This is a genomic window from Ciceribacter sichuanensis, from assembly GCF_024055605.1.
GTDB lineage: Bacteria > Pseudomonadota > Alphaproteobacteria > Rhizobiales > Rhizobiaceae > Allorhizobium > Allorhizobium sichuanense.
On the sequence record NZ_JAMXLX010000012.1, the window covers coordinates 54782 to 79693 of the forward strand.

The following is a 24912-nucleotide window of genomic DNA, read 5'->3' on the forward strand; positions in this document are numbered from 1 at the left end:
CTCCAATCCGACATGGCCTGTCGTCAACCTGCAAAAAACCGGAGGCCTGTCGGGTTTGTCACGTCTGCGACAGGTCGATGTCGTGCTGGTCGGAAGAGGAAAAGACTCTTAATATACTGAAATATAAAGATAAAATAAAATCCCTTCCGCCTTTTTGCAAACTGGCACGGCTCTTGAAACGGATTGTGTGGCGGCGGTCGAGCCTGCCGATCCGATATTCAGCCCCGCGGGAGAGGCCGCGGATGCTTCAGCGAAGGAAGGAAAAGTCATGGCAGCTCTGCGTCAGATTGCATTTTACGGGAAAGGCGGCATCGGCAAGTCCACCACCTCCCAGAACACGCTGGCCGCTCTCGTCGATCTGGGTCAGAAGATCCTGATCGTCGGTTGCGACCCTAAGGCGGATTCCACCCGCCTGATCCTCAATTCCAAGGCCCAGGATACGGTCCTGTCGCTTGCCGCCCAGGAAGGTTCCGTCGAGGACCTCGAACTCGAGGATGTCCTGAAGATCGGCTACAAGGGCATCAAGTGCGTTGAATCCGGCGGTCCGGAGCCAGGCGTCGGCTGTGCCGGTCGCGGTGTCATCACCTCGATCAACTTCCTCGAGGAAAACGGCGCCTATGACGACGTGGACTATGTGTCCTACGACGTTCTCGGCGACGTCGTCTGTGGCGGCTTCGCCATGCCGATCCGCGAGAACAAGGCGCAGGAGATCTACATCGTCATGTCCGGCGAGATGATGGCGCTCTACGCCGCCAACAACATCGCCAAGGGCATCCTGAAATATGCCAATTCCGGTGGCGTGCGCCTCGGCGGCCTGATCTGCAACGAACGCCAGACCGACCGCGAGCTGGATCTGGCCGAAGCGCTGTCGGCGCGGCTCAATTCCAAGCTGATCCACTTCGTGCCGCGCGACAACATCGTGCAGCATGCTGAACTGCGCAAGCAGACGGTCATCGAATATGCGCCGAACTCGCAGCAGGCCCAGGAATACCGCCAGCTGGCCCAGAAGATCCATGACAATTCCGGCAAGGGCACCATCCCGACACCGATCACCATGGAAGAGCTGGAGGACATGCTGCTCGCCTTCGGCATCATGAAGACCGACGAGCAGATGCTTGCCGAGCTTGCCGCGAAGGAAGCCGCCAAGCAGGCCGTGGCCGCCGTCTGAGCTGCGATACGAAACCGGGCGCCGGCCTTGACCCGGCGCTCCTTTCAAACCCGGCGGTATTTCGCCATCCATCCGAAGAGGGGTCAATCACCATGAGCCTCGACTATGAAAACGACAGCCAACTCCACGAGAAACTGATCGAGGACGTGCTGTCCCAATATCCCGACAAGACGGCCAAGCGCCGCAAGAAGCACCTGAACGTCGCCAAGGCGGGCGACGAGATCGATCCGGAAGAAGGCAAGGCCCTCTCCGAATGCGACGTGAAGTCGAACATCAAATCCATTCCGGGCGTCATGACCATTCGCGGCTGCGCCTATGCCGGCTCGAAGGGCGTAGTCTGGGGACCGGTCAAGGACATGGTCCACATCTCCCATGGCCCGGTCGGCTGCGGGCAGTATTCATGGTCGCAGCGCCGCAACTACTACATCGGCACAACCGGCATCGACACCTTCGTCACCATGCAATTCACCTCCGACTTCCAGGAGAAGGACATCGTCTTCGGCGGCGACAAGAAGCTCGAAAAGGTGATCGACGAGATCGAGGCACTCTTCCCGCTCAACAATGGCGTGACGATCCAGTCGGAATGTCCAATCGGCCTGATCGGCGACGACATCGAAGCCGTGTCGCGCAAGAAGAAGAAAGAGATCAACAAGACCATCGTGCCCGTCCGCTGCGAAGGTTTCCGCGGCGTGTCGCAGTCACTCGGCCACCACATCGCCAATGATGCGATCCGCGACTGGGTATTCTCCGGCGAGGACAAGCATGCCGAATTCGAGACGGGTCCCTACGACGTCAACATCATCGGAGATTACAATATCGGCGGCGACGCCTGGGCTTCCCGCATCCTGCTTGAGGAAATGGGCCTGCGCGTGGTCGGCAACTGGTCGGGCGATGCGACGCTCGCCGAAATCGAACGGGCGCCGAAGGCAAAGCTCAACCTCATCCATTGCTATCGGTCGATGAACTACATCTGCCGCCACATGGAAGAGAAGTACGGGATCGCCTGGACGGAATATAATTTCTTCGGCCCCTCCCAGATCGAGGCTTCGCTCCGCAAGATCGCCAAGTATTTCGGTCCCGAGATCGAAGCGAACGCTGAGGCGGTTATCGCCAAGTACCGTCCGCTGGTCGATGCGGTGATTGAGAAGTACCGCCCGCGTCTCGAAAGCAAGACGGTGATGCTCTATGTCGGCGGCCTTCGCCCCCGCCACGTCATCACGGCCTATGAGGATCTCGGCATGGAGATCGTCGGCACTGGCTACGAGTTCGGCCACAACGACGACTACCAGCGCACCAGCCACTATGTGAAGAACGGCACGCTGATCTATGACGACGTGACCGGCTACGAGCTCGAGAAGTTCATCGAGGGTATTCGCCCGGACCTCGTCGGTTCCGGCATCAAGGAAAAGTATCCCGTCCAGAAGATGGGCATCCCGTTCCGCCAGATGCATAGCTGGGACTATTCCGGCCCCTACCACGGTTATGACGGGTTTGCGATCTTCGCCCGCGACATGGACCTTGCGATCAACAATCCGGTCTGGGGCCTTTACGACGCACCCTGGAAGAAGAAGCAGGCCGAACCGCTGCCGATTGCCGCCGAGTGACGGTTCCGCCCTCGCTTCAGGGCGGGGGCAGGGGCTCACGCGGCCCCGGTACATAAAGAACGCCCACGGGAAAAGCCCGTTCGGGACCTGTCGAAACGTCATTGTCCCGGTGCCGCCGTATGGCGCGGCCCGCAAGGATGGAGGTGACCAGTCATGCCGCAGTCAGCCGAAAAAGTCCTCGACCATGCTCCGCTCTTCCGCGAGCCTGAATATGTCGAGATGCTGAAGAACAAGAAGGAAAACTTCGAATGCCCGCATCCGGGCGAATGGGTCGACGATCAGCGCGAGCTGACCAAGACCTGGGAATATCGCGAGAAGAACCTCGCCCGCGAGGCGCTCGTCGTCAATCCGGCCAAGGCCTGCCAGCCGCTTGGCGCCGTCTTCGCCGCTGCCGGTTTTGAGAAGACCATGTCCTTCGTGCACGGTTCTCAAGGCTGCGTCGCCTATTACCGTTCGCACCTGTCGCGCCACTTCAAGGAGCCGTCCTCGGCCGTTTCGTCATCGATGACGGAAGACGCTGCGGTGTTCGGCGGGCTCAAGAACATGATCGACGGCCTTGCCAACACCTACACGCTCTATGAGCCGAAGATGATCGCGGTGTCGACCACCTGCATGGCTGAAGTCATCGGCGACGACCTGCGCAGCTTCATCGAGAACGCCAAGAACGAAGGCTCGGTGCCGGCCGACTACGACGTGCCGTTTGCCCATACGCCGGCCTTCGTCGGCAGCCATGTCGATGGTTACGACAACATGGTGCGTGGCGTGTTCGAGCACTTCTGGAAGGGCCAGCCGCGGACCGAGATCAAGGGCCGCTTCAACCTCATCCCCGGCTTCGACGGCTTCTGCGTCGGCAACAATCGCGAGATCAAGCGCATGCTGTCGCTGATGGGGGTAGACTACACCTTCATCCAGGATGCGTCCGACCAGTACGACACGCCGTCGGACGGCGAATACCGCATGTATGACGGCGGCACGAGGATCGATGACGTTAAGGATGCGCTGAACGCCGAATGGACGCTGTCGCTGCAGCACTACAACACCCGCAAGACCGAGGATTACTGCAAGGAGGTTGGCCAGAAGGTCGCCTCACTGCATTATCCGATGGGCGTCCGGGGCACCGACGACCTGCTGATGAAGGTCTCGGAGATGACCGGAAAGGAGATCCCGGAAGAGCTGCGCATGGAGCGCGGCCGCTTGGTCGACGCCATGGCCGACAGCCAAGCCTATCTGCATGGCAAGAAATACGCGATCTACGGCGATCCGGATTTCGTCTACGGCATGGCCCGCTTCATTCTGGAAACCGGCGGCGAGCCGACCCATTGCCTCGCCACCAACGGCTCTGCGGCCTGGGAGGCCGAGATGAAGGAATTGTTTGCCTCCTCTCCCTTCGGAAAGGATTGCCAGGTCTGGCCCGGCAAGGATCTTTGGGCCATGCGCTCGCTGCTCTTCACCGAGCCGGTCGATCTTCTGATCGGCAGTTCCTACGGGAAGTATCTGGAACGCGATACCGGCACGCCTTTGCTGCGCCTCACCTTCCCGATCTTCGACCGCCATCATCACCATCGCTTCCCGCTAATGGGGTATCAGGGCGGGCTGCGGGTGCTGACGACGATCCTCGACAAGTTCTTCGACGTCTACGACCAGCAGACGATGATCCCGTCGAAGACGGATTATTCCTTCGATCTGACACGCTGATCCATACCGGCCCCCTGACACCGGGGGCCGGTTCCCAACGGTTTCAACTTTCATGGTGGAGACAGGTGCGATGTCGGCATTGAAGGCGAAGATCGAGGACGTGTTCAACGAGCCCGGTTGCGACAAGAACCAGGGCAAGGACGCGAAAGTCCGCAAGAAGGGCTGTTCCAAGCCGCTGACGCCGGGAGCGGCGGCCGGCGGTTGCGCCTTCGACGGCGCCAAGATCGTGCTGCAGCCGGTGACCGATGTCGCCCATCTCATCCACGCGCCGCTCGCCTGCGAGGGCAATAGCTGGGACAATCGTGGCGCTGCCTCGTCCGGTTCAAGCCTCTGGCGCACCAGCTTCACCACCGACCTCACCGAACTCGACATCGTCATGGGGCAGGGGGAACGCAAGCTGTTCAGAGCTATCAGGGAGATTTCGGAGCGTTATGCGCCCCCGGCGATCTTCGTCTATTCCACCTGCGTCACCGCACTGATCGGTGACGATATCGAGGCGGTCTGCCGGCGCGCGGCGGAAAAATTCGGCCTGCCGGTCGTTCCGGTCAATGCGCCAGGCTTCGTCGGCTCGAAGAACCTTGGCAACAAGCTTGCCGGCGAGGCCCTGCTTGATCACGTGATCGGTACGCAAGAGCCTGATGACGCCACGCCTTACGACATCAACATTCTCGGCGAGTTCAATCTTTCCGGCGAATTCTGGATGGTGAAGCCGCTTCTCGAAAAACTCGGGATGCGTGTCAGGGCCTGCATTCCCGGCGACGCCCGCTACCTTGATATCGCCACCGCCCACCGGGCAAAGGCGACAATGATGGTCTGTTCCACGGCTCTCATCAATCTTGCCCGCAAGATGGAGGAACGCTTCGGTATCCCCTATTTCGAAGGCTCGTTCTACGGGATTTCGGATACGTCCGAAGCGCTCCGGGAACTTGCCCGCCTGCTGGTACAACAAGGAGCGTCCCCTGAGCTCCTTGACCGGACGGAATCCCTCATCGCGGAGGAGGAGGCCAGAGCCTGGACCGCACTCGAGGGATTCCGTCCCCGCCTTGAAGGCAAGCGTGTGCTGCTCAACACCGGCGGTGTGAAGAGCTGGTCGGTGGTCCATGCGCTGCAGGAGATCGGCGTGGAGATCGTCGGCACCTCGGTCAAAAAATCGACGCCCGAGGACAAGGAGCGCATCAAGCAGATCCTCAAGGACGAGAACCACATGTTCGACTCCATGGCGCCGCGCGACCTCTATGCCATGCTCGCCGAACACAAGGCCGACATCATGCTCTCGGGCGGGCGCACCCAGTTCATCGCGCTGAAGGCGAAGATGCCCTGGCTCGACATCAATCAGGAACGGCACCACCCCTATGCCGGTTACGACGGCATGGTGGAACTGGCGCGCCAGATCGACATCGCCATCCACAATCCCGTCTGGGAGACCGTGCGCGAGGCCTCGCCATGGGACGCAGACGGCAATCTGATCTCAAGCGCACCGAACCCCGGCGAAAACGACGACACGCCGCTTGCCGAGCCAGTGCACGCCTTCCGCAAGTTCGCCAATTCCAATGCCGATGAAATGGGAGAATGCTGATGGCCCGTGTTGTGCATCAGACGAAACCGGTCGCGATCAATCCGCTCAAATCCTCGCAGCCGCTGGGGGCTGCCTTCGCCTATCTCGGGGTGAACGGCGCCATGCCGCTCTTCCATGGCAGCCAGGGCTGCACCTCCTTCGCGCTCGTCCTGTTCGTCCGCCATTTCAAGGAGACGATCCCGCTGCAGACGACGGCAATGGACGAGATCGCCACCATTCTCGGCGGTGCGGATCACCTCGAGGAGGCGATCCTCAATCTCAAGAATCGCACCAAGCCAAGCCTGATCGGCATCTGCACGACGGCCCTGGTCGAGACCCGCGGCGAGGATTTCGCCGGCGATCTCGTGAAGATCAAGGCGAAGCGCGCGGAAGAACTCGCCGGTACCGAGGTGGTGCTATCCAGCACACCGGATTTCGACGGTGCGATAGAGGAGGGTTGGGCCAAGGCCGTAACCTCGATGATCGAGGGCGTCACCATTGCCGGGGAAAGGCCGAGAGATCCAAAGAAAATCGCGATCCTGCCCGGCTGGCATCTGACGGTCGCCGATATCGAGCACATCCGCGAGACGGTGGAAAGCTTCGGTCTCACCCCGGTGATCCTGCCGGATGTATCCGGCGCGCTCGACGGCACGGTGCCGGATCGCTGGATCCCGACCACCTACGGGGGCACGAAGGTGGAGGACATCCGCACTCTCGGCGAATGCTTCCAGGCAATTGCGATCGGCGAGCACATGCGCGGACCGGCGGAAGCCCTGCAAACGCGGACCGGTGTTCCCTATGCGCTCTTCCAGCAGCTTTCCGGCATGAAGGCGATCGACCGCTTCATCACCATGCTGGCGATGATTTCCGGCAATCCGGTGCCGGCCAAGGTTCGCCGCCGCCGCGCCCAGTTACAGGATGCGTTGCTCGACGGGCACTTCCATTTCGGCGGCAAGCGGATCGCGATCGCCGCGGAGCCGGACCATCTCTATCAGTTGTCGATGTTCTTCACCGGGCTCGGTGCCGAGGTGTCCGTGGCGGTCACGACGGCCGGAACCAATCGCATCCTTTCCAAGGTCCAGACCGAGGTAGTTCAGGTCGGTGACCTCGCCGATCTCGAGGCGATGGCGCAAGCCGCCGGCGTCGATCTGATCGTGACCCATTCCCACGGTCGTCAGGCGGCGGAACGGCTCGGCGTACCCCTGATGCGGGTCGGCTTCCCGATCTTCGATCGGCTCGGTAGCCAACACAAGCTTACCGTTCTCTACGAGGGTGCCCGCGACCTGATCTTCGAGGCTGCCAACATCTTCCAGGCCAGCCAGTATCAACCCACTCCGGAAGAACTCAATCCTTTCCGCAACAGGGAGACTGACAATGACAGCCGTCCGACGTCTTTCACTCGTCACTGACGAGGGTCCGGCGCTCGCGCCGGACCGCCCCAAGGGCGCCTTGCGCATCGCAATCGCCACGCAGGACATGAAGGGGCTCAACGCCCATTTCGGCTCGGCGAAGCTGTTCGCGGTCTATGACGTCACGCCCGAAAGCTGGAACTTCGTCGAGGCCGTCGGCTTCGGCGATGTCTCAGACGAGAGCGGCAAGCACAAGACGGAAGGCGATGACCGCATCACGCCGAAGGTCGAGGCGCTCAAGGGCTGCCATCTTCTGTTTTGTCTGGCGATCGGTGGTCCATCGGCCGCCAAGGTGGTGTCCGCGAAGATCCATCCGATCAAGGTTCTGCAGCCCTCCTCCATAGAGGAGGTGCTGTCGCGCACCCAGACCATGCTGAAAACCGCGCCGCCCCCCTGGCTGCGCAAGGTGCTGGCCGAGGCCGGCGTTTCCGTCACCAAGCCATCCTTCGATGATGAAGACTGAAAAAGGAGATTGCCCATGACCCCGACTGCCGTTCTTGAAAAGACCGCCGCCAACGACGACGTCGACGCCATGGCGACGCCGTTCATGAAATGCCTCGTCCGGCTGATGCGTGCGCAGGATACCTATGACGCCTGGGAGGGGCGCTCCGATGCTTCCATCCTCGGCGATTTCATTGTGACGAAGGAGCAGCGCCGTGAGATCCCGATTATTGGGGACCCCGATCCGGATGTGTTGTGGCGGCTGGAAATCTTCTATTCGGCGGTCGGACTTGCCATCGAGCAGGAGACCGGGATCATCGCGTCGCCGATGATGAAGATGAGCCATGAGGGGTTCGGGCGGGTGCTGCTGACGGCCGGGCGTCTTGTCGTCGTGCTGAAATCCCTGCGCGACGTCCACCGCTTCGGTTTCGAGACCCTGACCAAGCTTGCCGATGCCGGCAACAAGCTTGTGCAGGATGCCGTCGAAATGATCGGCCAATTCCCTGAAGTCGCCAGATACTGACTGGGGAGGCGAACATGTCCGAACTTGAGGAACTCCAGAAAAAGGTCCGAAAGCTCAACTCCAGGGCCGGAAATGCCAAGATGGAGCTACACGACCTTGCCGAAGATCTGCCGGTCAACTGGACCGAGATCAGGGCGGTCGCCGAACGCACCTACGCCGTCTTTGCCGAACTGGAGGCCGCCAAGGCCGAGTTGGCGGCCCTGGAGGGTGTATGATGAGCGGTTCCTTCTCCACCCGCGACGGCTCTCCATGGATGCCGGAATACCTGACGGCGATCGATGGCAGGACCTGCATCGGCTGCGGCCGCTGCTACAAGGTCTGTTCGCGCGATGTGATGCATCTCCATGGCGTGAACGAGGAAGGGGAGATCCTCGGGCTCTACGATGAGGAGGAGGGGGACGACTTCGATGGCGAACTCAACCGCATGATTATGGTCGTCGATCACGCTGGCGCCTGCATCGGCTGCGGCGCCTGCGCGCGCGTCTGTCCGAAGAACTGCCAGACCCACGTCGCGGCGGGCGAACTCGCCGCATGACCTGAAGGAGACATCCGATGTTTGCCGATCATTATGCCTGCCTGATCGCCGGCCAGTGGCCGGCCATCGATGCCGACACTGCTTTCGACCGCCACGCGCTGGCCTGCGTCCTGTCGATTGCGCGCGACGAAGACCTTTCGGGCCGTGCGACCATCGCCGAGGCGACAGGCCTCGGTCCGAAGGAACTGATGCGCCTCGTCGCCCGCAATTTTCCTGCCGTTCCCTTCGACAGCTTCGGCATCGATCCGGATGAGGCCGAGCCCGAATGGGACGAGGAAGAGGAAATCCTGTTCGAACTGCTCCTGCAGCACCGTGATCCGGGGATTGCGGCGAGCCTGCACTTTGCCCGCATCATTGCCCGCCGCGCCATGCGTGATGACCACCTCTGGCAGGATCTCGGCCTGTTCGAACGCGCCGAGCTCACACGGCTCCTGAACCGCCACTTTCCGATGCTGGCGGCAGGAAACACCGGGAACATGAAGTGGAAGAAGTATTTCTATCGCAGGCTCTGCGAGGCGGAAGGCTTCTCGCTCTGCACGGCGCCGAGCTGCCGCGAATGCGGCGACTTCGATGCCTGTTTCGGCGAGGAAACCGGTGAGAGCCGTCTGGCGCGCCTGAAAAACGGGATGGTTCAATGGGCCTGACGAGTATCGCCGGTCCGGCCACCGGTGGCCGGGTTTTTGTAGCAATTGCGACCATTGCAATTGTCTGGTTCGCGACAATGTCGGGCCGGCTCGTCTGTTCTTCGTGTCAAAGTATTGATTTGAAATAATTATCTCAATTGGAATGGAGATTGCTTCCGATCGTTTATCGGTTCTGGTCACCGATATGAAGTCAAACTTCCTAACGAATGATCGAGGTTTCCATGCGTCCAAACTCACTGCGCCCCGTTCTCGATTTCCGTGGCGTCAACGGCAACCGCGCCGGTGAAGACCGGTTCCAGCTCCTGGCGGCAATCGACCGCACCGGCTCGATCGCCGCAGCCGCTAAGGTTGTCGGGATCAGTTATCGGGGCGCATGGGACGCGGTGAATTCGCTGAACAACCTCTTTCCCCGGCCGATCGTCATCGCCAGTCCGGGTGGTCGGCAGGGCGGCAGCGCCCGCGTCACGGCGGAGGGGCTGCGGGCGCTCACCGTTCATCGGCTGCTGACTGCCTCGATCGGCGAGATCGTCGCAAATCTGGAGACCACCATTTCCGGAGACCCCACTGTTTCCTTCCCCGCCCAGTCCCTGCTTTGGAGCCCAATCATGAAAACCAGTGCCCGCAATACCTATCACGGCATCGTCACCGCCGTTCATCACGGCGCGATCAATGCCGAGGTCATGCTGAAGGTCGCCGAAGACGTCACTTTGACCGTTATGATCACCGAGCAGAGCGTCGCAAACCTCAACATCGCGCCCGGTGTCGAGGCCTATGCGCTGATCAAGGCGAGCACGCCGATCCTGATGAGCGAACCCGACAGCACGAAGACCTCGGCCCGCAACCGTATCTGCGGCACTGTCGTCTCCGTCGAGCCCGGCGCCGTCAATGCGGAAGTCATTCTCGATATCGGGGACGGCAAGACACTCTGTGCCATCGTGACGGACGACAGCGCCGAGACGCTCGAAATCAAGCCCGGCCTGCGGCTCTGCGCCCTCATCAAGGCCTCGCAGATAATTCTCGCTCTCGCCTGAGCATCTGTAACACTCGCGAAGCTGGTGTCAGGCAAAGCGCTAAAAATGCTCCGGCTGGCTGATCTGGGCCGCCGGATTGCAGCGACTACACGCCTTCGTCGATCATGGCGTAGATCTTGCGGGTTTGCTCGTGAATGGTCCACTCTCCCCGCCAGCCGATCGGCAGCACGAACATTTCTCCAGCGCCGATCTTTTCTCGGTGCCGTCGCTATTGTGCTGGGTCACATTACCTGGAGTGAACCCCTTTGGCTTGGACCTCGGGACACGTAAAAACTGATAGACTCTGCGGGCCTCAATCGAAGAAGGCTCATGAAGTCCCGAGGTCCCTATCGACGCCGTTCAAGTTGCAGCTTTGCCAGGATATCCGAAACGGCGTCATCAGACGGCGCGACGCACAGCGCACGTATGGCGTTTCGGCCAACCTCATCCCGTTATGGCTGACGTAGTTCGATCGCGGCGAGCTTAACGATGAGGAGGCTGAGGCCTGCAGTTGTCTGCAAACCCAAGAATTTATATATCTAGGAAGCTTGAAGGGATGAATATTGAATTCCCGGCGACCAAAGCGAACACCAAGAAGCGTCAATGAGCGGTAGCCCCAAGACGCCAAATAGGGGCCAGGACAAGAACAGTTGAAAATCCTGCGCGAAGAGCGAACGGAGCATGAATCTTTGTCTCGTACGCGCATGATCGTCTGGAGGCTTGTTGCGAATTTCCGTGCAATCGCCGAAATGCCCGCCCCTGTCGCGAGATCGGTGCGCACATCCTGTTTTTGTTTTTCGCTGAGGGTCGACGGGTGGCCGAGGACTTTTCCTTCCGACTTGACGCGCTTAAGGCCGGATTGGGTTCGCTCGATCAGCAAATCCCGTTCGAATTGCCGAGAAAATCGGAGCTGATCCAGCTTCATTCGACCTGTATGCCCGCCGGGAAGAGACGCGCATGAACCATGCCACTCACCTGTTCTCTTATCTGGAAATGCGAAGTCCGACAGCCGAGGATCGGCGGGAGGCTCTTGTCGCTGGGATCGAGACTGCCACAAAGACCGACAAAGGGATGCCGATCGCAAATGCGATTATCACCTCGTTCAGAGAGCACCGGGCGCTGCTGCCAGCCGCAAACACGGTCGAGCGCATGGGATTGGCAACCCGTGCGATTGCCCGCCGGCACGCAGAGCATGCACTGATCTCAGACTTCGATCCCGGCACGCTGCAAATGCTGGACAGTCTGCTTATTGTAGACTCGGCGATCGGCCAGACGCGCTTTCATTGGCTGCGATCGGCGCCGGATGCGCCAGGAGCAACGAATCTGGCTGGATTGACCGAACGCATCGCATTCCTGCGGACGCCTGCAATCGATCCACGCTTGTAGGCCGTATCCTTGGGATACCAAGCCGCAGATGCCGGAAGGCTTCCGACCGTTGCGGCATCCCGGCAGCTTCCTTCGGGCAGCGCCGTGAACACGGCCTGCCCGAGATTATAGGAACCCCCTAATCAGTCGAAAATTTTACCATCACTCCGCGTTGCCGGAAGTAGGCCTGCATCAACTTCCGGCCAGAACGATTGTTCTGCACGAGCTTCGCCGGATCAAATACAGCCTCTTTCAAACCTGCACGCGCCAACGCCGCCTTGAGCGTTGCGATATGTGCGTCGATATCGGCATTGTCGGCCTGAAGCGATTCATAAATACGGTTCGTTGCGTCTGCTACGGTCGGTTCGCTCACCTTGCACTCCTGTTGTCTCTCGGCTGGCGATCACCACCCTCTTCGGCTTGACCCTATTGTAATGAAAAATGCTCGTGTCAATGGGGGACGACCGACGGAGATATCGCGCCCTTCTCGAGCGGGTTGTCAGCAGTAGTCCGGCGAAAGTCAACACATGCGGGTGAGACGCTGGCGCAATTCCGCGCCAATTCGGGACTTCCGCTCAGGTCCACGCTTCTTCTTGCAGATGGGCGGCTCCCGGGGACGGCTCGTCCATCCTCAAGGCTATTGAGACGATTTCAGCCTTGTGCCGCAGAGATGACGGACCGAATATTGCCTGGCGTGCCGCAAGCGCGCGGAGCCGGGCAGGGACCGGAGCATGATCGGCGACGGCAGACAGGCGACGCCAGATGGCCGCATATGCAGTCTCCACCGTTAGCCGCATGAAGGCATCGTCCGCCGGCGTGGGATCCGTGGCGGCGAGCATGTGCTCGCGCGCCTTCTGCCATATGGAAAGCTCGAAATCCGCACCGGAAGAGCGGACAAACTGTGCGAAGGCGTTTGCGGCGCTCCCTCCGTCGTGGCGCAGCAGTCGCGTCGCCAGCGTAAGCGCATGGATACCGTTCGCACCCTCGTAGATCGCGGTGATGCGGGCATCGCGCAGGATCTGCTCGACCCGGTATTCCCGCAGATAGCCATACCCGCCCAGAACCTGGATCGCGAGATTGGCCGCGACCACGCCGCCCTCGGTGCAGGCGAACTTGCAGACGGGCGTGAGGAAATCGACGAGTTCGGGTGCCTCCTGCAACTCCAGCTCGACCAGGGCGACATGGCAAAGCGCGCGTCCGGCAATGGCAATGGCCTCGGCCTCATCGAGCATCCGCTGCACGTCCGGATGGCTCGCCAGCAGCGCCGGGCCTGTCTCGCCAGCAATTTTCCCCTGCCGCCGGCCTCGAGCATATTCGGTTGCGATCCGCGTCGCGCGGGCGGCATGGGCAACGCCCTGCAAGGCAACGTCGAGGCGGGCGTGGTTCATCATCGTGAACATGGCCTTCAACCCTTCGCCCTCGTTGCCAAGAAGCTCGGCCGGTGCGCCATCGAACAGCATCTGGCAGGTCGGTGAGCCATGCAGGCCCATCTTTTCTTCGATCCGCGTCACGGTTACCGGCAGCTTCGTGCCGGCATCGTCATGGGAGGGAACGAGAAACAGACTGAGCCCGCGAGTGCTGCCCACCGCTCCTTGCGTGCGGGCAAGCACGAGATGGAGGATACGCGGAGTCAGATCCTGGTCGCCCCCGGAAATGAAGATCTTCTCGCCGGAGACCCGCCAGCCTTCGGGCCTTTGCTCTCCACGGGTCCTGATGCCCGAGAGATCGGAACCGGCGCCGGGTTCGGTCAGCGCCATGGTGGCCAGCCAGTCGCCCGAGGCGAGACGCGGCAGCCATCGTTCCTGCTGATCGGGCGTGCCATAATCGACGAGCGTTCGCGAGGCGCCGGGCACGAGGCCGGCAATCATCTGCAGCGCATGGCTGGCTCCGGCGAAAATCTCCGTCACGGCCCCGAGCACCGGCGCCGGCATGCCCTGGCCGCCGGCCTCCTCCGGTATCGAAAGGCCCGGCCAACCCTGCTCGGCGAAGCTTGCGTAGGCCGCGACCAATCCTGCGGGCATATGCACCCGCCCATCCTCGAGCCGGCAGCCCTCACGGTCTGCGGCGTCATCGGCCGGCGCAACGACGCCTTCGGCCAGGCGCGCGAACTGCCTGATAACCTCCTGCACAAGATCGTCGTCCCAGCCGGGAATTCTGCCGGCGCGAGCGACATGTTGCAGCGAAAAGAGGATATCCTCGACCGGAGCTTCGAAGGGGATCATGGAATTTCTTTTCTTTCATTGGCGGACGACAGGCCGAGCAGCCGCATGGCATTTTCCTTGAGGATCTTCGGGCGGACCGCGTCCCGGATCGGCAGGCCGGCAAACTCCTCGAGCCAGCCTTCCGGCGTGATCATCGGCCAGTCGGAACCGAACAGAACCCGATCCTTCAACAGGGTATTAGCGTACTGGATAAGGATCGGTGGGAAATAACGGGGCCGCCAGCCCGACAGGTCGATCCAGACATTGGGCTTGTGTACGGCGACGGCGAGCGCCTCTTCCTGCCAGGGAAAGGAGGGGTGGGCCATGACGATCGGCATGTCGGGGAAATCGACAGCCACATCATCGAGATGCATCGGATTGGAATATTTCAGCCGCATTCCATTGCCGCCCTTCATGCCCGACCCGACGCCGGTCTGGCCGGTGTGGAAGAGCGCCGGAACGCCCGCTTCCGCGATCGCTTCATAGAGTGGCCAGCACATCCGGTCGTTGGGATAAAAGCCTTGCATGGTCGGATGGAACTTGAAGCCCCGGATGCCGAAATCGGCGACGAGACGCCGTGCCTCCCGCGCGCCCATGCGTCCGCGCGCCGGATCGATCGAGGCAAAGGGGATCAGGATATCGGTGTGGCGGGAGGCCGCTTCCGCGATCTCCTCGTTGGCATAGCGCCGATAGCCGGTCTCCCGTTCGGCATCGACGGGGAAGATGACGGCAGCGATGTTCTGCTCCCGGTAATGCGCCGCCGTTTCGTCGATGGTTGGCGGATGCTGCCATGGCGCGCGGAAATAACGCGCCATGGCAGCCTGCAGATCGTCATAGCCGTCATCGGCGTGGCAGCCGCAGGGCTCCTCGGCATGGGTGTGAAAATCGATGGCCCGAAGCCTTGAGAGATCAAGCATGCGGCTGCCCTTTCCGTCAGGCCATCTGCAGGCTGCGCCCGCGGCGCATCAGCAGCAGAACCGTCGTCAGACCGGCCAGCAGGGTGATCGGCACGAGAGCGAACATCACGTCGGAAGGCGTGCTACCGCCGGCCACGAGGAAGCCCGCCAGCAGCGGACCGGCAATCGAGCCCAGCCGTCCGACCGCAACCGCAACGCCGACGCCCGTGCCGCGGATCTCGAACGGGTAGCATTGCGGCGCCACACCATAGAGAATGGCCTGCACGCAGAGGATGGCTCCGCCCACCAGCGCTCCGGCCACAAGTGTCAGGCCGAGATTGGCCGGCAGCAGGCCGAGCATGAGAAGCGCGCCTGCCGCTGCGGCAAAGCCGAGGGCAACCGGCATGACCGGGTTCTTCTGGTCGAGCATACGGCCGCCGATGAGACTGCCGACCACGCCGCCGAGATTGAACAGGATCTGTACGAACGAAGCCTCGTTGCGAGCGAGACCGCGAGCGACGAGGAGTTGCGGCATCCAGTTCAAGAGCAGATAGACCACCAGCAGCCCGAGGAAAAAGGACACCCAGAGCGCCGTCGTCGTCAGCAGCGTCTGTGGTGCGAAGATGCGGGAAACGGCGCCCGAGACGGTTTTCACCTCGCTCTTCACCACTCGCAGCGGCGGAAGCAGCGTGTGGATGAACGGCGCCAGAAGCAGGGGCATGATACCGCCGACGACGAAGATCGAATGCCAGTCGTCACCGTGCAGGCCGAGCATGGCGACGCCGCTTGCGACAGCGCCGCCGAGCGGCACGCCGGCATACATGATCGATACCGCCCGTCCTCGACGCGTCGGATCGGTCGATTCCGCGGCGATGTTGACGAGGTTCGGCAAGGCGCCACCAAGGCCCACACCGGTCAGGAAGCGCATGACGACGAGCTGCTCGAAGGTGGAAACAAAGGCCGTCGCAATCGAGAAGATGCCAAAGGTCACGAGCGACAGCACGAGCCCGGTGCGCCTTCCCCATCCGTCGGCGATACGGCCGCCGGCAAGCGCGCCGAAGATCAGGCCGATCGTCGCGGCCGAGAAAAAGAACCCGATCTGCTGCGGCGTCAGCCCGAAGGCCGGCGCGAGCTTGGGTACGGCGACACCGGCTGCCTGAAGGTCGAAACCTTCGATGACGGCCGCCAGAAAGGCAAGCGAAAGCGCTCGCCGCCCGCCGGAGCGGTGGTCGATATTGGTTTGCATTCAGTCCTCCCAGAAAGCGGGGCCTCCCCCCGCGGTTTCAGGCCTAGCCCAGCTTCGGCCCATCCTCCTGCCAGATCTTCGCCAGAAGCCGGCGAAGCTCCTTCTGTTCGGCCGCGCTCAGGCGGCAAAGCATGCTGCGCTCATGTTCGGCGATCAGCGCCAGCCATCGGGCGGCTTCCTCCTCGCCGCGACGGGTCGGGAAAAGCCGCTGGATCCGCTGGTCGGACGAATCCGCCTCACGCAGGAAAAGCCCGCGTTCCTCGAGATCGGCCAGGATCGAGACGATATTGGCGCGCTGCATGCCCAGCGCGCGGCAGATATCGGCCGAGCTGATGCCGGGCATCTCGACGATGCTGAGCAGGACGCTCATCGGCACTGGCCGGGTATTGGCCGGATCGAGTGCCGGGACGGCTCCCTGCAAGTCGAAGACCGAGGCGCGTCGAAGATGATAGCCAACGAGATCCTCGAGCCGGTTGATCGAGGCCTCGGCATCGGCTTCTACCTTCGGCATTTCCAGTGGCATGTCGTCGTCCTTCACGATGTCCTCTTGCAATATCCATAATGCTATGCGACATAGCAGTCAATCCGCTATATCGCATAGCGGTTAACCCGCCGGCAGATAATAACCGCTGCCGGGTCGCTCTGGGAGGAGCCAGATGACTTTTGTTTCCATGCGTATCGCAGGGGCGGAACACGCCGCCTCCACCGGCCGAACCTTTCGGCGTCTGAACCCGGTGACGGGTGAAGTGGCGAGCGAGGCTGTTGCGGCCACCGTCGCGGATGCCGTTGCGGCGGCCGATGCGGCTGCGGCTGCGTTCCCCGCCTGGGCGGCCCTCGGGCCGAATGCGCGCCGTGCCGTTCTTCTCAAGGCGGCAGATGCGTTGGCGGCCAAGGGCGACGCCTTTGTGGCCGCCATGGCGTCGGAGATCGGGGCGACCGTCGCCTGGGCGCGTTTCAACGTCATGCTCGCTTCATCCATGTTGCGCGAGGCGGCCGCCCTGACGACGCAGGTCTCTGGCGAAGTGATCCCGTCCGACAAACCCGGCTGCCTGTCCATGGCGATCCGCGAGCCGGCCGGCGTGGTGCTCGGCATCGCGCCGTGGAATGCGCCCGTCATTCTTGGCGTTCGCGCGCTGGCCACTCCGCTTGCCTGCGGCAACAGCGTGGTCTTCAAGGCATCGGAAATCTGCCCGCGCACCCATGCGCTGATCGTCGAGGCGCTGGAGGAGGGCGGTCTTCCGGCCGGCGTCGTCAGCCTTGTGACCAATGCGCCGGAAGACGCAGCCGAGATCGTCGGCGCCTTGATCGATCACCCCGATATCCGCCGGATCAACTTCACCGGCTCGACCAGTGTCGGGCGCATTATCGCGGAACGCGCCGCCCGGCAGCTGAAGCCCGTCCTGCTCGAACTCGGCGGCAAGGCCCCCCTTCTCGTGCTGAAGGATGCGGATGTCGATGAGGCGGTAAAGGCCGCGATCTTCGGCGCCTTCTTCAACCAGGGCCAGATCTGTATGTCGACCGAGCGCGTCATCGTCGTGCCCGAGGTGGCGGAGGAATTCGTGGCGAAGTTCACCGAACGGGCCAAGGCGCTGAAGGCCGGCGATCCGCGTGAGGGCAAGGCTCCGCTCGGCGCCGTGGTCGATGCCCGCACGGTTGCCAAAGTCGAAGCGCTGATTGCCGATGCCGTGTCCAAGGGAGCCAGCGTTACGGGCGCAGGCGCCGCAGAGGGCGTGCTTCTGCCCGCCCAGGTGGTCGACAAGGTGACCGCCGACATGCGCCTTTACTCCGAGGAGAGCTTCGGCCCTGTTGTCGCCATCCTCCGGGCAAAGGACGAGGAAGACGCGGTGCGTCTTGCCAACGACAGCGAATACGGTCTCTCGGCCGCTGTGTTCAGCCGCGATACGTCTCGCGCGCTGTCGGTTGCCCGGCGCATCCGCTCGGGCATCTGCCATGTGAATGGCCCGACCGTGCATGACGAGGCCCAGATGCCCTTCGGCGGAACCCGGGCCTCCGGATATGGCCGCTTCGGCGGTAAGGCGGGTATCGCTGAATTCACCGAATTGCGCTGGATTACTGTCGAGACACAGCCGGGTCACTTCCCGCTCTGACCGGCGGGGACAGTGCCCGCCGCCAAGATCAGAAGCCGGCGACACACTTCGCCGGCCCGCTCCAATTGATGCATTTTCAAGGAGGGCCACATGGCCAACGATACCGATACTGTCGCATTTGATGTCATCGACGGCATCGCATGGGTACGCTTCAACCGTCCCGACAAACGCAATGCGATGAGCCCGACGCTCAACCGGGCCATGATGGAGGTGCTCGACGAGCTCGAATTCCGTTCCGATGTCGGCGTGCTGGTGCTGACCGGGGAGGGGCCCGCCTGGACGGCCGGCATGGACCTCAAGGAATATTTCCGGGAAACGGAAAGCGAAGGGCTCAAGGGTGTCCGCAGATCGCAGCGCGAGAGCTACGGCTGGTGGCGCCGGCTCCGCTGGTACCAGAAGCCGACCATCGCCATGGTCAACGGCTGGTGCTTCGGCGGCGGCTACGGTCCGCTCTTTGCCTGCGATCTCGCATTCGCGGCGGATGAAGCGAAGTTCGGCCTCTCGGAAATCAACTGGGGCATCCTGCCGGGCGGCGGAGCAACCAAGGTCGCCGTGGAGTTGCTGCCCTTCCGCAAGGCCATGTATCATGCGCTGCTGGGTGAGCCGATCGACGGAAAGACGGCTGCCGAGTGGGGCCTCGTCAACGAAAGCCTGCCACTTGCCGAACTCAAGGATCGGGTCACCGAGGTGGCAAAGATCCTGCGTGCGAAGAACCCGGTTGCGCTGAAGGCGACCAAGGATGCCATCCGCCGCGTCGGCGTGATGACGTATGACGAGGCGGAAGACTATCTCGTCCGTGCCCAGGAGGCTGCCAACTCCTTCGACAACGACGGACGCAAGGAAGGCATCCGCCAGTTCATCGACGAGAAATCTTACAAGCCGGGCCTCGGAGCCTATGACAAGGACCGCAAGGTTCGCTGATATCCAAGGAGGAGGAGAAAGGGAGGAGGAAAGAATGCTGGACTTCATTTCACCTGACCCGGTGGCGCTTCATGCGCGCCTCCGGCCGGAGGCGGCGGCCTGCGTCGACCTCACCGGCAACAGAAGCTGGAGCTACAGGGAACTCGATACCGACATTCAGCGCGCCGTGACGGTGTTGCGCGCCGAAGGCATCGCGAAGGGTGACCGGGTGGCCATCCTTGCCCGCAACAACGTGCATCAGGTCATCCTGCAGCAGGCCCTGATGCGGCTGGGCGCGATTTTCGTTCCGCTCAACTGGCGCCTGTCGCAGCAGGAACTCGGCCTGTTGCTGAAAGACTGCACCCCGTCGATCCTCTATACCGACGAGGACATTCCAGAGCTGCCGCCCGGTTGCCGATCGAAGAGTTTTCGCGAATTCGCCTCCACCATCGCGGTTGCGGAACCGGGGCTGCGATGCACGCCGCATTCCGGCCATGACACCTGCATCATCCTCTACACCTCGGGCACGTCAGGCGTGCCGAAGGGTGCGCTGCTCACCTCGCAGTTTCTGCTGGCGACGGCGGTGAACTTCAACATCCTTGGCGAGGTGGACACCGGTTGCGTCTTCCTTTGCGACAGCCCGATGTTTCATGTCATCGGCATCGTCACGCAGATCTGGCCGCCGATGCTGCGCGGCGGCACCTTCATCGTCTCGCCAGGCTTCGACCCCGAACAGACCAATGAGCGGCTGGGCAATCCCGATTTCGGCGTCACGCATTATTTCTGCGTACCCCAGATGGCCGAGGCCCTGCGCCATGCATCGAACTTCGCACCTGAAAACTGGAAGAAGCTCAAGGCGCTCTTCACCGGCGGTGCACCGAACCCGCCGGCCCATATCCGCTGGTGGCTCGATCGCGGCGTTCGCATGGTCGACGGCTACGGCATGACCGAAACCGGAACCACGCTCGGCATGCCGCTGTCGCGGGATCTTCTGCGCAGCAAGGCGGGTGCCGTTGGCCTCGCCGGGCCGCTGACGGCCATCCGGCTGGTGGACGAAGACGACCGCGACGTGCCTGATGGCTCTCCGGGAGAAATCCTTGTCTTTGGCCTGAACGTTGTCACTGGTTACTGGAACCGGCCGGAAGAGCGGGGACGCAGCTTCACGGCGGATGGCTGGATCCGTACCGGCGATGTCGGTCGCCGCGATGAGGACGGCTTCATCTCGATCGTCGACCGTCGCAAGGACATGTTCATCTCGGGCGGCGAGAACGTCTACCCGGTCGAGATAGAAGCAGCACTTGCGGAACACCCGGGTATCCGCGAGGTGGCCGTCATCGGCATTCCAGACGAGCGCTGGGGAGAAGTCGGCCGCGCCTATGTGGTCATGGCCCCGGATCGACAGCCGGACCATGACGAACTCGCGCGGCACTGCCAGTCGCTGATCGCCCGCTACAAGGTACCGAAGGAATTCCGCTTCGTCACCAGCCTGCCACGGACCGGTTCCGGGAAAGTGATGAAACACGTATTGCGCCGCGAGGCGCTTGCGGAACTGTGATGCTAGAGCACCGTGCGTTCAAATGGACGCACAAAGGACGCTCTAACATCTTGAATCTATGCATCGAACTTTCCGAAAATCGATTCCGATTTTCGGGCCGATGCGCTAGGCGCTGCCTTGGACTTGCCAAGATGACGTCCCGGGCGTGGTGCAGCAAGATAGCGGTGCTTTTTCCATCAGGTTGTGCTTGAACAGCCCAACCCTACCGAAAAATAGATGCCCATCGCTATCTTGCTGCACCACGTCCGGGACGTCATCCTTTGCTGCCTGACGCCGGCTCATTCCTTCAGAACAAGCCAGTCGAACCTTCAGATATCATTCCACAGTGTAGATCCCCAAGCCCTCCTGCATTCGTCGCGGAAGGGTAAATAGGTGGCCGAGTGTTACTCCGCCGAAGCGTGACGATCCCGCCGCCACCGTGGACTAATTTTGCACCGCCGCTCTCAGGTGTCGCGGCCGGAGTGAGGCCAGGCTCTATCGATCTTTCTTTCAGTTCGTCGAGCGCGCTGCTTTCAACTCTGCCAGTTTCTCCCTGCAGGGTTGTGAGACGCTCGAGATGTTTTGCTGAAGGCACTGCGCAAGTCTGCCGCCGCCCGGCTGGATGCCGGCGCAGAGCGTGTGCAGGTCTGCCTCGCAGACGGAGCGGAGTTCCATGAGTTGCTGACGGCTGGGCTGCTGGGCGGATGCGACACTTGCGAGAAGGACGAGAAAGCTGGCGAGAGCGATGCGCATGTTTGTCTCCATTCGTGTTTTGAAAGGGGGCAGACGGGCCGGACGTTCGGGGCATGGCGACCCGTCTGCGTTCGGCGCGGCGGGCGCCGAATTGTTGGATTTCAGATGTAATCAACCGCGCGCAAAGCGCGGCACGCGTGCGGCCTCAAGCTGTTCCGGCGTCAATGTGGCACGCAGGGAGGTGATCGCCTTCTTCAATATTTCCGCCCTGGCCGCATAGGAGGCGAGCGCATCGGCTGCAGCCTCCGCACGGGCAAAGGCCTCCGGCCCCTTCGGATCTTCGTCCGGCTCACCGATCAGGGCAAGCACGGCCTCCCGCTCAGGGACCAGCGCGAGAAGCGCCTGGGTATAGGCCCGCCAGGCGTCCATCTGGTCGGCCCGGATGCCAATGGCCGTTTCCTGGACGGAAAGCGCTGCGGCAAGACGCAGGCGGATGAACTTGCCGCTATAGTACCGGCGGACGGAATCGAGGCGTTCGCCGATGCTGAAACTTTCGGAAATTTCGTCGCCGGCATACCAGCCACCGGCGGGCTCGACCGGCAAGGGGGCAACCTGCGCGCCATCCTGGGCGTGGGCGACCAGCGGCAGGGTGAGGGCGAACATGGCCACCAGCGAAACTTGAACCGTTTTTCTCACGGTATGCTCCTTTCCTGTTTCGATGATCGGAGCATGGATTTCGCGCATTTCGCTGAAATGTCGCGGCTGTTCGAAAATGTATCGTTTTGTAGCCGTCTCAGAGAGGTGTGAAGCGCGGTAGCGAGAGCACTACCTGTCCGCCACGCTTGCCGTTGCCGAGCGCGATGGTGCCGCCCAGAGCCTCGATCAGCGTGCGGGCGACGGCAAGGCCGAGGCCGGCGCCTCCGGTCGCCCGGGCCCGCGAGGGCTCGGCCCGCACGAAGGGTTCGAGCAAAAGCTCGCCATCCTTGGCGGAAAATCCTGACCCCTCATCCTCTATGAAAAGGTGGACCTCATGTGTGTCCGCATCAAGCCTGACATGGGCGCATCCGCCGTATTTCACTGCGTTGTCGACGATGTTGCCGATCACCCGGCGCAACGCCAGTCGGTCGCCGATGATCCACACCTCGCCATCGGGCAGCGTCGCTTCCAGCGAAACAGGCTGGCCGCCGCGACGAAAATCCGCCATCTCGCCACGCAGCAGTTCGGGGAGGTCGAGCATTTCCTCCTCCAGCGCCCCCACGCCGGCACGGGAAGTCAGCAACGCATTGTCGAGAAGATCGATCATGTCGGAGATGTCGGCTGTCGCACGGTCACGCTCGGCGGGGTCGGGCAGACGTTCGAGCCTGAGCCGCAGCCGGGTGGCAAAGCTTCGAACATCGTGCTGGATGCCGCCAATCAGCGCCATGCGCGAGCGGGTCATGACCCTCAGCCTGTTCTGCAACCGCTCGAATGCGCGCATAAGCGCCCGGATTTCCGGTGTCGTGGAGCGTATCACAGGCAGGGGCGCCGGTTCCCCGGAGGGATCTATGGCATCGACGGCATTGGCAAGCCGGGTCAGGGGCCGGATTTCGCGATGCAGGAGAAGAAAGGCGACGAGGGCGAAGAGCGTGCCGACGATGCCCGCGCCCATGCCGGCAGGCAGTCCGTAAAAGGTGACGATGAAGGGTGTTCGCGCCTCGATCACCATCACCTCGCCGTCGTTCATCGCCACCTCGAAGACGAGCGGACGGGAGGTGCGCTGGAGAACCCGCGGACGGACAAGCCCCTTCGGCGCCGCGAAGAGCCTCACGGAAAGAAGCCGTGCGCCGATCAGGTCGCGATAGGCGGAGAACTCAGCCTCCCCGCTGAGGTCCTCGCCGAGCTCGGGCCGAACCTCGGGCGGTGACAGGGAGACGGAGAGCATGGAGGATTCCAGCGCTTTCAACACCAACGGGCGTTGCGCCGGCGGCGCTGTTTCCACGAGTTCGACGATCGCCTGCAACTGCGTTGCCGGCAGTCTGGTGTCGGTTTGCGAGAGACCGTTCGTCCAGTAGAAAAAGGCGATGAGCGCCAGCCAGAGGGCGAGAAGCGCGCTGGCGCCGATGGCGATGAAGCGTGCGGCAAGCCCAAAACCCATATCAGGGCACCTGCCGCACCGGTACGGTCAACAGATATCCGCCGTTGCGGATCGTATTGATGAGGTTGCAGCCGGGGCTCAGCGCATCGAGTTTCTTGCGCAGGCGGGAAACGAGAATATCCACCGTGCGGTCGAAAGGGTCGGCGCTTCGGCCATGCGTCCAGTCCAGGATCTGGTCGCGCGAGAGCACGCGGCGCGGGCGTATCACGAAGCAGGAAAGCAGCTCGAACTCGGCGCTGGTCAGCGATACGAACTCGCCGGTCTCGGTCATGAGCTGGCGGGCGTCGAGATCGGCAATGAAGCGATCGAAGGCGAAGCGGCGTGTCATGGCCTGCACAGGACGCGGTGTGGAGCGACGAAGGAGCGCGCGGATGCGCGCGAGGAGTTCGCGCGAGCCGAAGGGCTTCACGACATAATCGTCCGCGCCGATCTCGAGGCCGACGACCCGGTCGGTCTCGTCTCCCTTGGCAGTCAGCATCAGGATCGGCATGTCGCCCGTCGCCCGCAGGCGGCGACAGATCGAAAGTCCGTCTTCGCCCGGCAGCATGAGGTCGAGCACGACGAGATCGGGTACCAGCCGCTCGAGCACCCGGTCCATCTCCTGTCCGTCCTCGGCGAGTTCCACCATAAAACCCTCGCGCCCGAGAAAATCGCCGACGAGGCGGCGGATTTCCGGGTCGTCATCAACCACGAGAATGGTTTTGGCCTTCTGTTCCATGACCGGAGGACGACACTTCGCGTGGAGAAAATCAACTGGAAAAACGCGGTTTTTACAAAACGCTACAAACGGGAAATCACTCTCAACATGATGACATTAGCGGTTCAATCCGCAGCAAAGATGGGATCCCAGTCTGGCGATACCGGCCAACCTGACGGGCCGCCCAGACAGTCCCCCGAAACAATCCCAAGGGTTCAGATCATGCGCAAGCCGATCGCCGCCGGCCTTTTTGCCGGCATTCTCGCTCTCCTCTCGGTCGTCGAAGCCAACGCCTTCACGCGCAACGGCTCGATCAGCACCCCGCGCGGCACCGCCAGCGTTTCGGCAAGCGGAGGATGCGGCGGCGGCACATGCAGCCGCAGCGTTCAGCGCACCGGCCCCTATGGCGGCAGCTTCTCCAGATCCGGCAGCGTAAGCTGCAACGCGACAACCGGCGTCTGCGCCGGCTCCAGCACGGTGACCGGGTCGAACGGTGGCACGGTCACCAGAAGCGGCAGCATCTCGCGATGATGCCGGGCGCCCGGCGGTTCTAA

At 62.2% G+C, this 24912-nt stretch carries 24 protein-coding genes and 1 pseudogene; 16 read left to right on the forward strand and 9 right to left on the reverse strand.

From position 1 onward, the window contains the following. Positions 1 to 268 precede the first annotated feature (268 nt). The 12 genes and pseudogenes from nifH to NBH21_RS24155 all read left to right on the forward strand — a co-directional run. Positions 269 to 1168 (forward strand): nitrogenase iron protein, encoded by a 900-nt coding sequence (nifH, locus tag NBH21_RS24100; RefSeq protein ID WP_099061455.1) that lies wholly within the window; start codon positions 269 to 271, stop codon positions 1166 to 1168. Between the two features lie 92 nt (positions 1169 to 1260). After that, positions 1261 to 2772: a nitrogenase molybdenum-iron protein alpha chain gene (nifD, locus tag NBH21_RS24105; RefSeq protein ID WP_250913762.1), complete on the forward strand. Its 1512-nt coding sequence runs from the start codon at positions 1261 to 1263 to the stop codon at positions 2770 to 2772. Between the two features lie 153 nt (positions 2773 to 2925). After that, the gene (gene nifK / locus NBH21_RS24110; protein ID WP_250913761.1) at positions 2926 to 4467 is read left to right on the forward strand and encodes a nitrogenase molybdenum-iron protein subunit beta; all 1542 of its coding nucleotides are present in this window, start codon (positions 2926 to 2928) and stop codon (positions 4465 to 4467) included. A gap of 70 nt (positions 4468 to 4537) precedes the next feature. Continuing rightward, positions 4538 to 6043, forward strand: coding sequence for a nitrogenase iron-molybdenum cofactor biosynthesis protein NifE (gene nifE, locus NBH21_RS24115; RefSeq protein ID WP_250913760.1), 1506 nt, complete (start codon positions 4538 to 4540; stop codon positions 6041 to 6043). Further along, positions 6043 to 7431, forward strand: a complete 1389-nt coding sequence (gene nifN, locus NBH21_RS24120; RefSeq protein ID WP_250913759.1) for a nitrogenase iron-molybdenum cofactor biosynthesis protein NifN — start codon at positions 6043 to 6045, stop codon at positions 7429 to 7431. Before nifE ends, nifN begins: the two co-directional genes overlap by 1 nt. After that, positions 7397 to 7894 carry a nitrogen fixation protein NifX gene (gene nifX / locus NBH21_RS24125; RefSeq protein ID WP_250913758.1) on the forward strand — a complete coding sequence of 166 codons (498 nt, stop codon included), beginning with the start codon at positions 7397 to 7399 and terminating at the stop codon, positions 7892 to 7894. The genes nifN and nifX overlap by 35 nt, the downstream gene beginning before the upstream one ends. Positions 7895 to 7909: 15 nt before the next feature. Then, positions 7910 to 8395 carry a NifX-associated nitrogen fixation protein gene (locus NBH21_RS24130; protein ID WP_250913757.1) on the forward strand — a complete coding sequence of 162 codons (486 nt, stop codon included), beginning with the start codon at positions 7910 to 7912 and terminating at the stop codon, positions 8393 to 8395. Positions 8396 to 8409: 14 nt separating this feature from the next. After that, complete coding sequence (locus NBH21_RS24135) at positions 8410 to 8610, forward strand: CCE_0567 family metalloprotein (RefSeq protein ID WP_113340033.1); 201 nt, start codon at positions 8410 to 8412, stop codon at positions 8608 to 8610. Beyond that, a complete protein-coding gene (gene fdxB / locus NBH21_RS24140; RefSeq protein WP_113340032.1) occupies positions 8610 to 8930 on the forward strand; it encodes a ferredoxin III, nif-specific in 321 nt (106 codons plus the stop codon). Before NBH21_RS24135 ends, fdxB begins: the two co-directional genes overlap by 1 nt. Before the next feature lie 17 nt (positions 8931 to 8947). Continuing rightward, the gene (locus NBH21_RS24145) at positions 8948 to 9574 is read left to right on the forward strand and encodes a nitrogen fixation protein NifQ (RefSeq protein WP_250913756.1); all 627 of its coding nucleotides are present in this window, start codon (positions 8948 to 8950) and stop codon (positions 9572 to 9574) included. A 221-nt stretch (positions 9575 to 9795) separates the two neighbouring features. Beyond that, a complete protein-coding gene (locus NBH21_RS24150) occupies positions 9796 to 10605 on the forward strand; it encodes a TOBE domain-containing protein (protein ID WP_250913755.1) in 810 nt (269 codons plus the stop codon). Positions 10606 to 11475: 870 nt separating this feature from the next. Next, a pseudogene (locus NBH21_RS24155) lies at positions 11476 to 11967 on the forward strand (DUF4158 domain-containing protein); the annotation flags it as partial. 121 nt (positions 11968 to 12088) lie between these two features. Here NBH21_RS24155 and NBH21_RS24160 read toward each other — a convergent pair. The 5 genes from NBH21_RS24160 to NBH21_RS24180 all read right to left on the reverse strand — a co-directional run bounded on the left by NBH21_RS24160 (position 12089) and on the right by NBH21_RS24180 (position 16830). Continuing rightward, the gene (locus tag NBH21_RS24160) at positions 12089 to 12322 is read right to left on the reverse strand and encodes a hypothetical protein (protein WP_250913754.1); all 234 of its coding nucleotides are present in this window, start codon (positions 12320 to 12322) and stop codon (positions 12089 to 12091) included. Positions 12323 to 12524: 202 nt separating this feature from the next. Then, complete coding sequence (locus tag NBH21_RS24165; RefSeq protein ID WP_250913753.1) at positions 12525 to 14171, reverse strand: acyl-CoA dehydrogenase family protein; 1647 nt, start codon at positions 14169 to 14171, stop codon at positions 12525 to 12527. After that, positions 14168 to 15067, reverse strand: a complete 900-nt coding sequence (locus NBH21_RS24170) for an amidohydrolase family protein (protein ID WP_250913752.1) — start codon at positions 15065 to 15067, stop codon at positions 14168 to 14170. The genes NBH21_RS24165 and NBH21_RS24170 overlap by 4 nt, the downstream gene beginning before the upstream one ends. A gap of 16 nt (positions 15068 to 15083) precedes the next feature. After that, on the reverse strand, positions 15084 to 16292 hold the full coding sequence (gene mhpT / locus NBH21_RS24175; RefSeq protein ID WP_250913751.1) for a 3-(3-hydroxy-phenyl)propionate transporter MhpT: 1209 nt from the start codon (positions 16290 to 16292) through the stop codon (positions 15084 to 15086). A 43-nt stretch (positions 16293 to 16335) separates the two neighbouring features. Next, positions 16336 to 16830 (reverse strand): MarR family winged helix-turn-helix transcriptional regulator, encoded by a 495-nt coding sequence (locus NBH21_RS24180; protein WP_250913750.1) that lies wholly within the window; start codon positions 16828 to 16830, stop codon positions 16336 to 16338. A 118-nt stretch (positions 16831 to 16948) separates the two neighbouring features. On the opposite strand from NBH21_RS24180, the gene NBH21_RS24185 reads away from it, so the two are divergent. The 3 genes from NBH21_RS24185 to NBH21_RS24195 all read left to right on the forward strand — a co-directional run bounded on the left by NBH21_RS24185 (position 16949) and on the right by NBH21_RS24195 (position 20855). Continuing rightward, a complete protein-coding gene (locus NBH21_RS24185) occupies positions 16949 to 18400 on the forward strand; it encodes an aldehyde dehydrogenase (RefSeq protein WP_250913749.1) in 1452 nt (483 codons plus the stop codon). Positions 18401 to 18490: 90 nt separating this feature from the next. After that, positions 18491 to 19321 carry a p-hydroxycinnamoyl CoA hydratase/lyase gene (locus NBH21_RS24190; RefSeq protein WP_250913748.1) on the forward strand — a complete coding sequence of 277 codons (831 nt, stop codon included), beginning with the start codon at positions 18491 to 18493 and terminating at the stop codon, positions 19319 to 19321. A gap of 34 nt (positions 19322 to 19355) precedes the next feature. Next, entirely contained in the window at positions 19356 to 20855 is a 1500-nt protein-coding gene (locus NBH21_RS24195; protein ID WP_250913747.1) for an AMP-binding protein, read from the forward strand. A gap of 489 nt (positions 20856 to 21344) precedes the next feature. On the opposite strand, the gene NBH21_RS24200 is transcribed toward NBH21_RS24195, so the two are convergent. From NBH21_RS24200 to NBH21_RS24215, 4 genes are all read right to left on the reverse strand, one after another. Next, positions 21345 to 21587 carry a cysteine rich repeat-containing protein gene (locus NBH21_RS24200; protein ID WP_250913746.1) on the reverse strand — a complete coding sequence of 81 codons (243 nt, stop codon included), beginning with the start codon at positions 21585 to 21587 and terminating at the stop codon, positions 21345 to 21347. A gap of 111 nt (positions 21588 to 21698) precedes the next feature. Next, complete coding sequence (locus NBH21_RS24205) at positions 21699 to 22223, reverse strand: hypothetical protein (RefSeq protein WP_250913745.1); 525 nt, start codon at positions 22221 to 22223, stop codon at positions 21699 to 21701. Between the two features lie 97 nt (positions 22224 to 22320). Then, positions 22321 to 23661: a sensor histidine kinase gene (locus tag NBH21_RS24210; RefSeq protein ID WP_250913744.1), complete on the reverse strand. Its 1341-nt coding sequence runs from the start codon at positions 23659 to 23661 to the stop codon at positions 22321 to 22323. Position 23662: 1 nt separating this feature from the next. Further along, a complete protein-coding gene (locus NBH21_RS24215) occupies positions 23663 to 24379 on the reverse strand; it encodes a response regulator (protein ID WP_250913743.1) in 717 nt (238 codons plus the stop codon). A 201-nt stretch (positions 24380 to 24580) separates the two neighbouring features. Between NBH21_RS24215 and NBH21_RS24220 the strand changes: the two genes are divergently transcribed. Continuing rightward, the gene (locus NBH21_RS24220) at positions 24581 to 24889 is read left to right on the forward strand and encodes a hypothetical protein (RefSeq protein ID WP_250913742.1); all 309 of its coding nucleotides are present in this window, start codon (positions 24581 to 24583) and stop codon (positions 24887 to 24889) included. The last annotated feature ends 23 nt before the right edge of the window (positions 24890 to 24912 follow it).

Excerpts from the sequence above, each read along its gene's own strand:
- NBH21_RS24210 (WP_250913744.1), bottom strand. The coding sequence starts at position 23,661 with ATGGGTTTTGGGCTTGCCGCACGCTTCATCGCCATCGGCGCCAGCGCG.
- NBH21_RS24190 (WP_250913748.1), top strand. The coding sequence starts at position 18,491 with ATGGCCAACGATACCGATACTGTCGCATTTGATGTCATCGACGGCATC.
- nifH (WP_099061455.1), top strand. The coding sequence starts at position 269 with ATGGCAGCTCTGCGTCAGATTGCATTTTACGGGAAAGGCGGCATCGGC.
- NBH21_RS24170 (WP_250913752.1), bottom strand. The coding sequence starts at position 15,067 with ATGCTTGATCTCTCAAGGCTTCGGGCCATCGATTTTCACACCCATGCC.
- NBH21_RS24185 (WP_250913749.1), top strand. The coding sequence starts at position 16,949 with ATGACTTTTGTTTCCATGCGTATCGCAGGGGCGGAACACGCCGCCTCC.
- fdxB (WP_113340032.1), top strand. The coding sequence starts at position 8,610 with ATGAGCGGTTCCTTCTCCACCCGCGACGGCTCTCCATGGATGCCGGAA.
- nifK (WP_250913761.1), top strand. The coding sequence starts at position 2,926 with ATGCCGCAGTCAGCCGAAAAAGTCCTCGACCATGCTCCGCTCTTCCGC.
- NBH21_RS24220 (WP_250913742.1), top strand. The coding sequence starts at position 24,581 with ATGCGCAAGCCGATCGCCGCCGGCCTTTTTGCCGGCATTCTCGCTCTC.
- NBH21_RS24215 (WP_250913743.1), bottom strand. The coding sequence starts at position 24,379 with ATGGAACAGAAGGCCAAAACCATTCTCGTGGTTGATGACGACCCGGAA.
- nifD (WP_250913762.1), top strand. The coding sequence starts at position 1,261 with ATGAGCCTCGACTATGAAAACGACAGCCAACTCCACGAGAAACTGATC.
- NBH21_RS24195 (WP_250913747.1), top strand. The coding sequence starts at position 19,356 with ATGCTGGACTTCATTTCACCTGACCCGGTGGCGCTTCATGCGCGCCTC.
- nifE (WP_250913760.1), top strand. The coding sequence starts at position 4,538 with ATGTCGGCATTGAAGGCGAAGATCGAGGACGTGTTCAACGAGCCCGGT.
- NBH21_RS24165 (WP_250913753.1), bottom strand. The coding sequence starts at position 14,171 with ATGATCCCCTTCGAAGCTCCGGTCGAGGATATCCTCTTTTCGCTGCAA.
- nifN (WP_250913759.1), top strand. The coding sequence starts at position 6,043 with ATGGCCCGTGTTGTGCATCAGACGAAACCGGTCGCGATCAATCCGCTC.
- mhpT (WP_250913751.1), bottom strand. The coding sequence starts at position 16,292 with ATGCAAACCAATATCGACCACCGCTCCGGCGGGCGGCGAGCGCTTTCG.
- nifX (WP_250913758.1), top strand. The coding sequence starts at position 7,397 with ATGACAGCCGTCCGACGTCTTTCACTCGTCACTGACGAGGGTCCGGCG.
- NBH21_RS24200 (WP_250913746.1), bottom strand. The coding sequence starts at position 21,587 with ATGCGCATCGCTCTCGCCAGCTTTCTCGTCCTTCTCGCAAGTGTCGCA.
- NBH21_RS24145 (WP_250913756.1), top strand. The coding sequence starts at position 8,948 with ATGTTTGCCGATCATTATGCCTGCCTGATCGCCGGCCAGTGGCCGGCC.
- NBH21_RS24130 (WP_250913757.1), top strand. The coding sequence starts at position 7,910 with ATGACCCCGACTGCCGTTCTTGAAAAGACCGCCGCCAACGACGACGTC.
- NBH21_RS24135 (WP_113340033.1), top strand. The coding sequence starts at position 8,410 with ATGTCCGAACTTGAGGAACTCCAGAAAAAGGTCCGAAAGCTCAACTCC.
- NBH21_RS24150 (WP_250913755.1), top strand. The coding sequence starts at position 9,796 with ATGCGTCCAAACTCACTGCGCCCCGTTCTCGATTTCCGTGGCGTCAAC.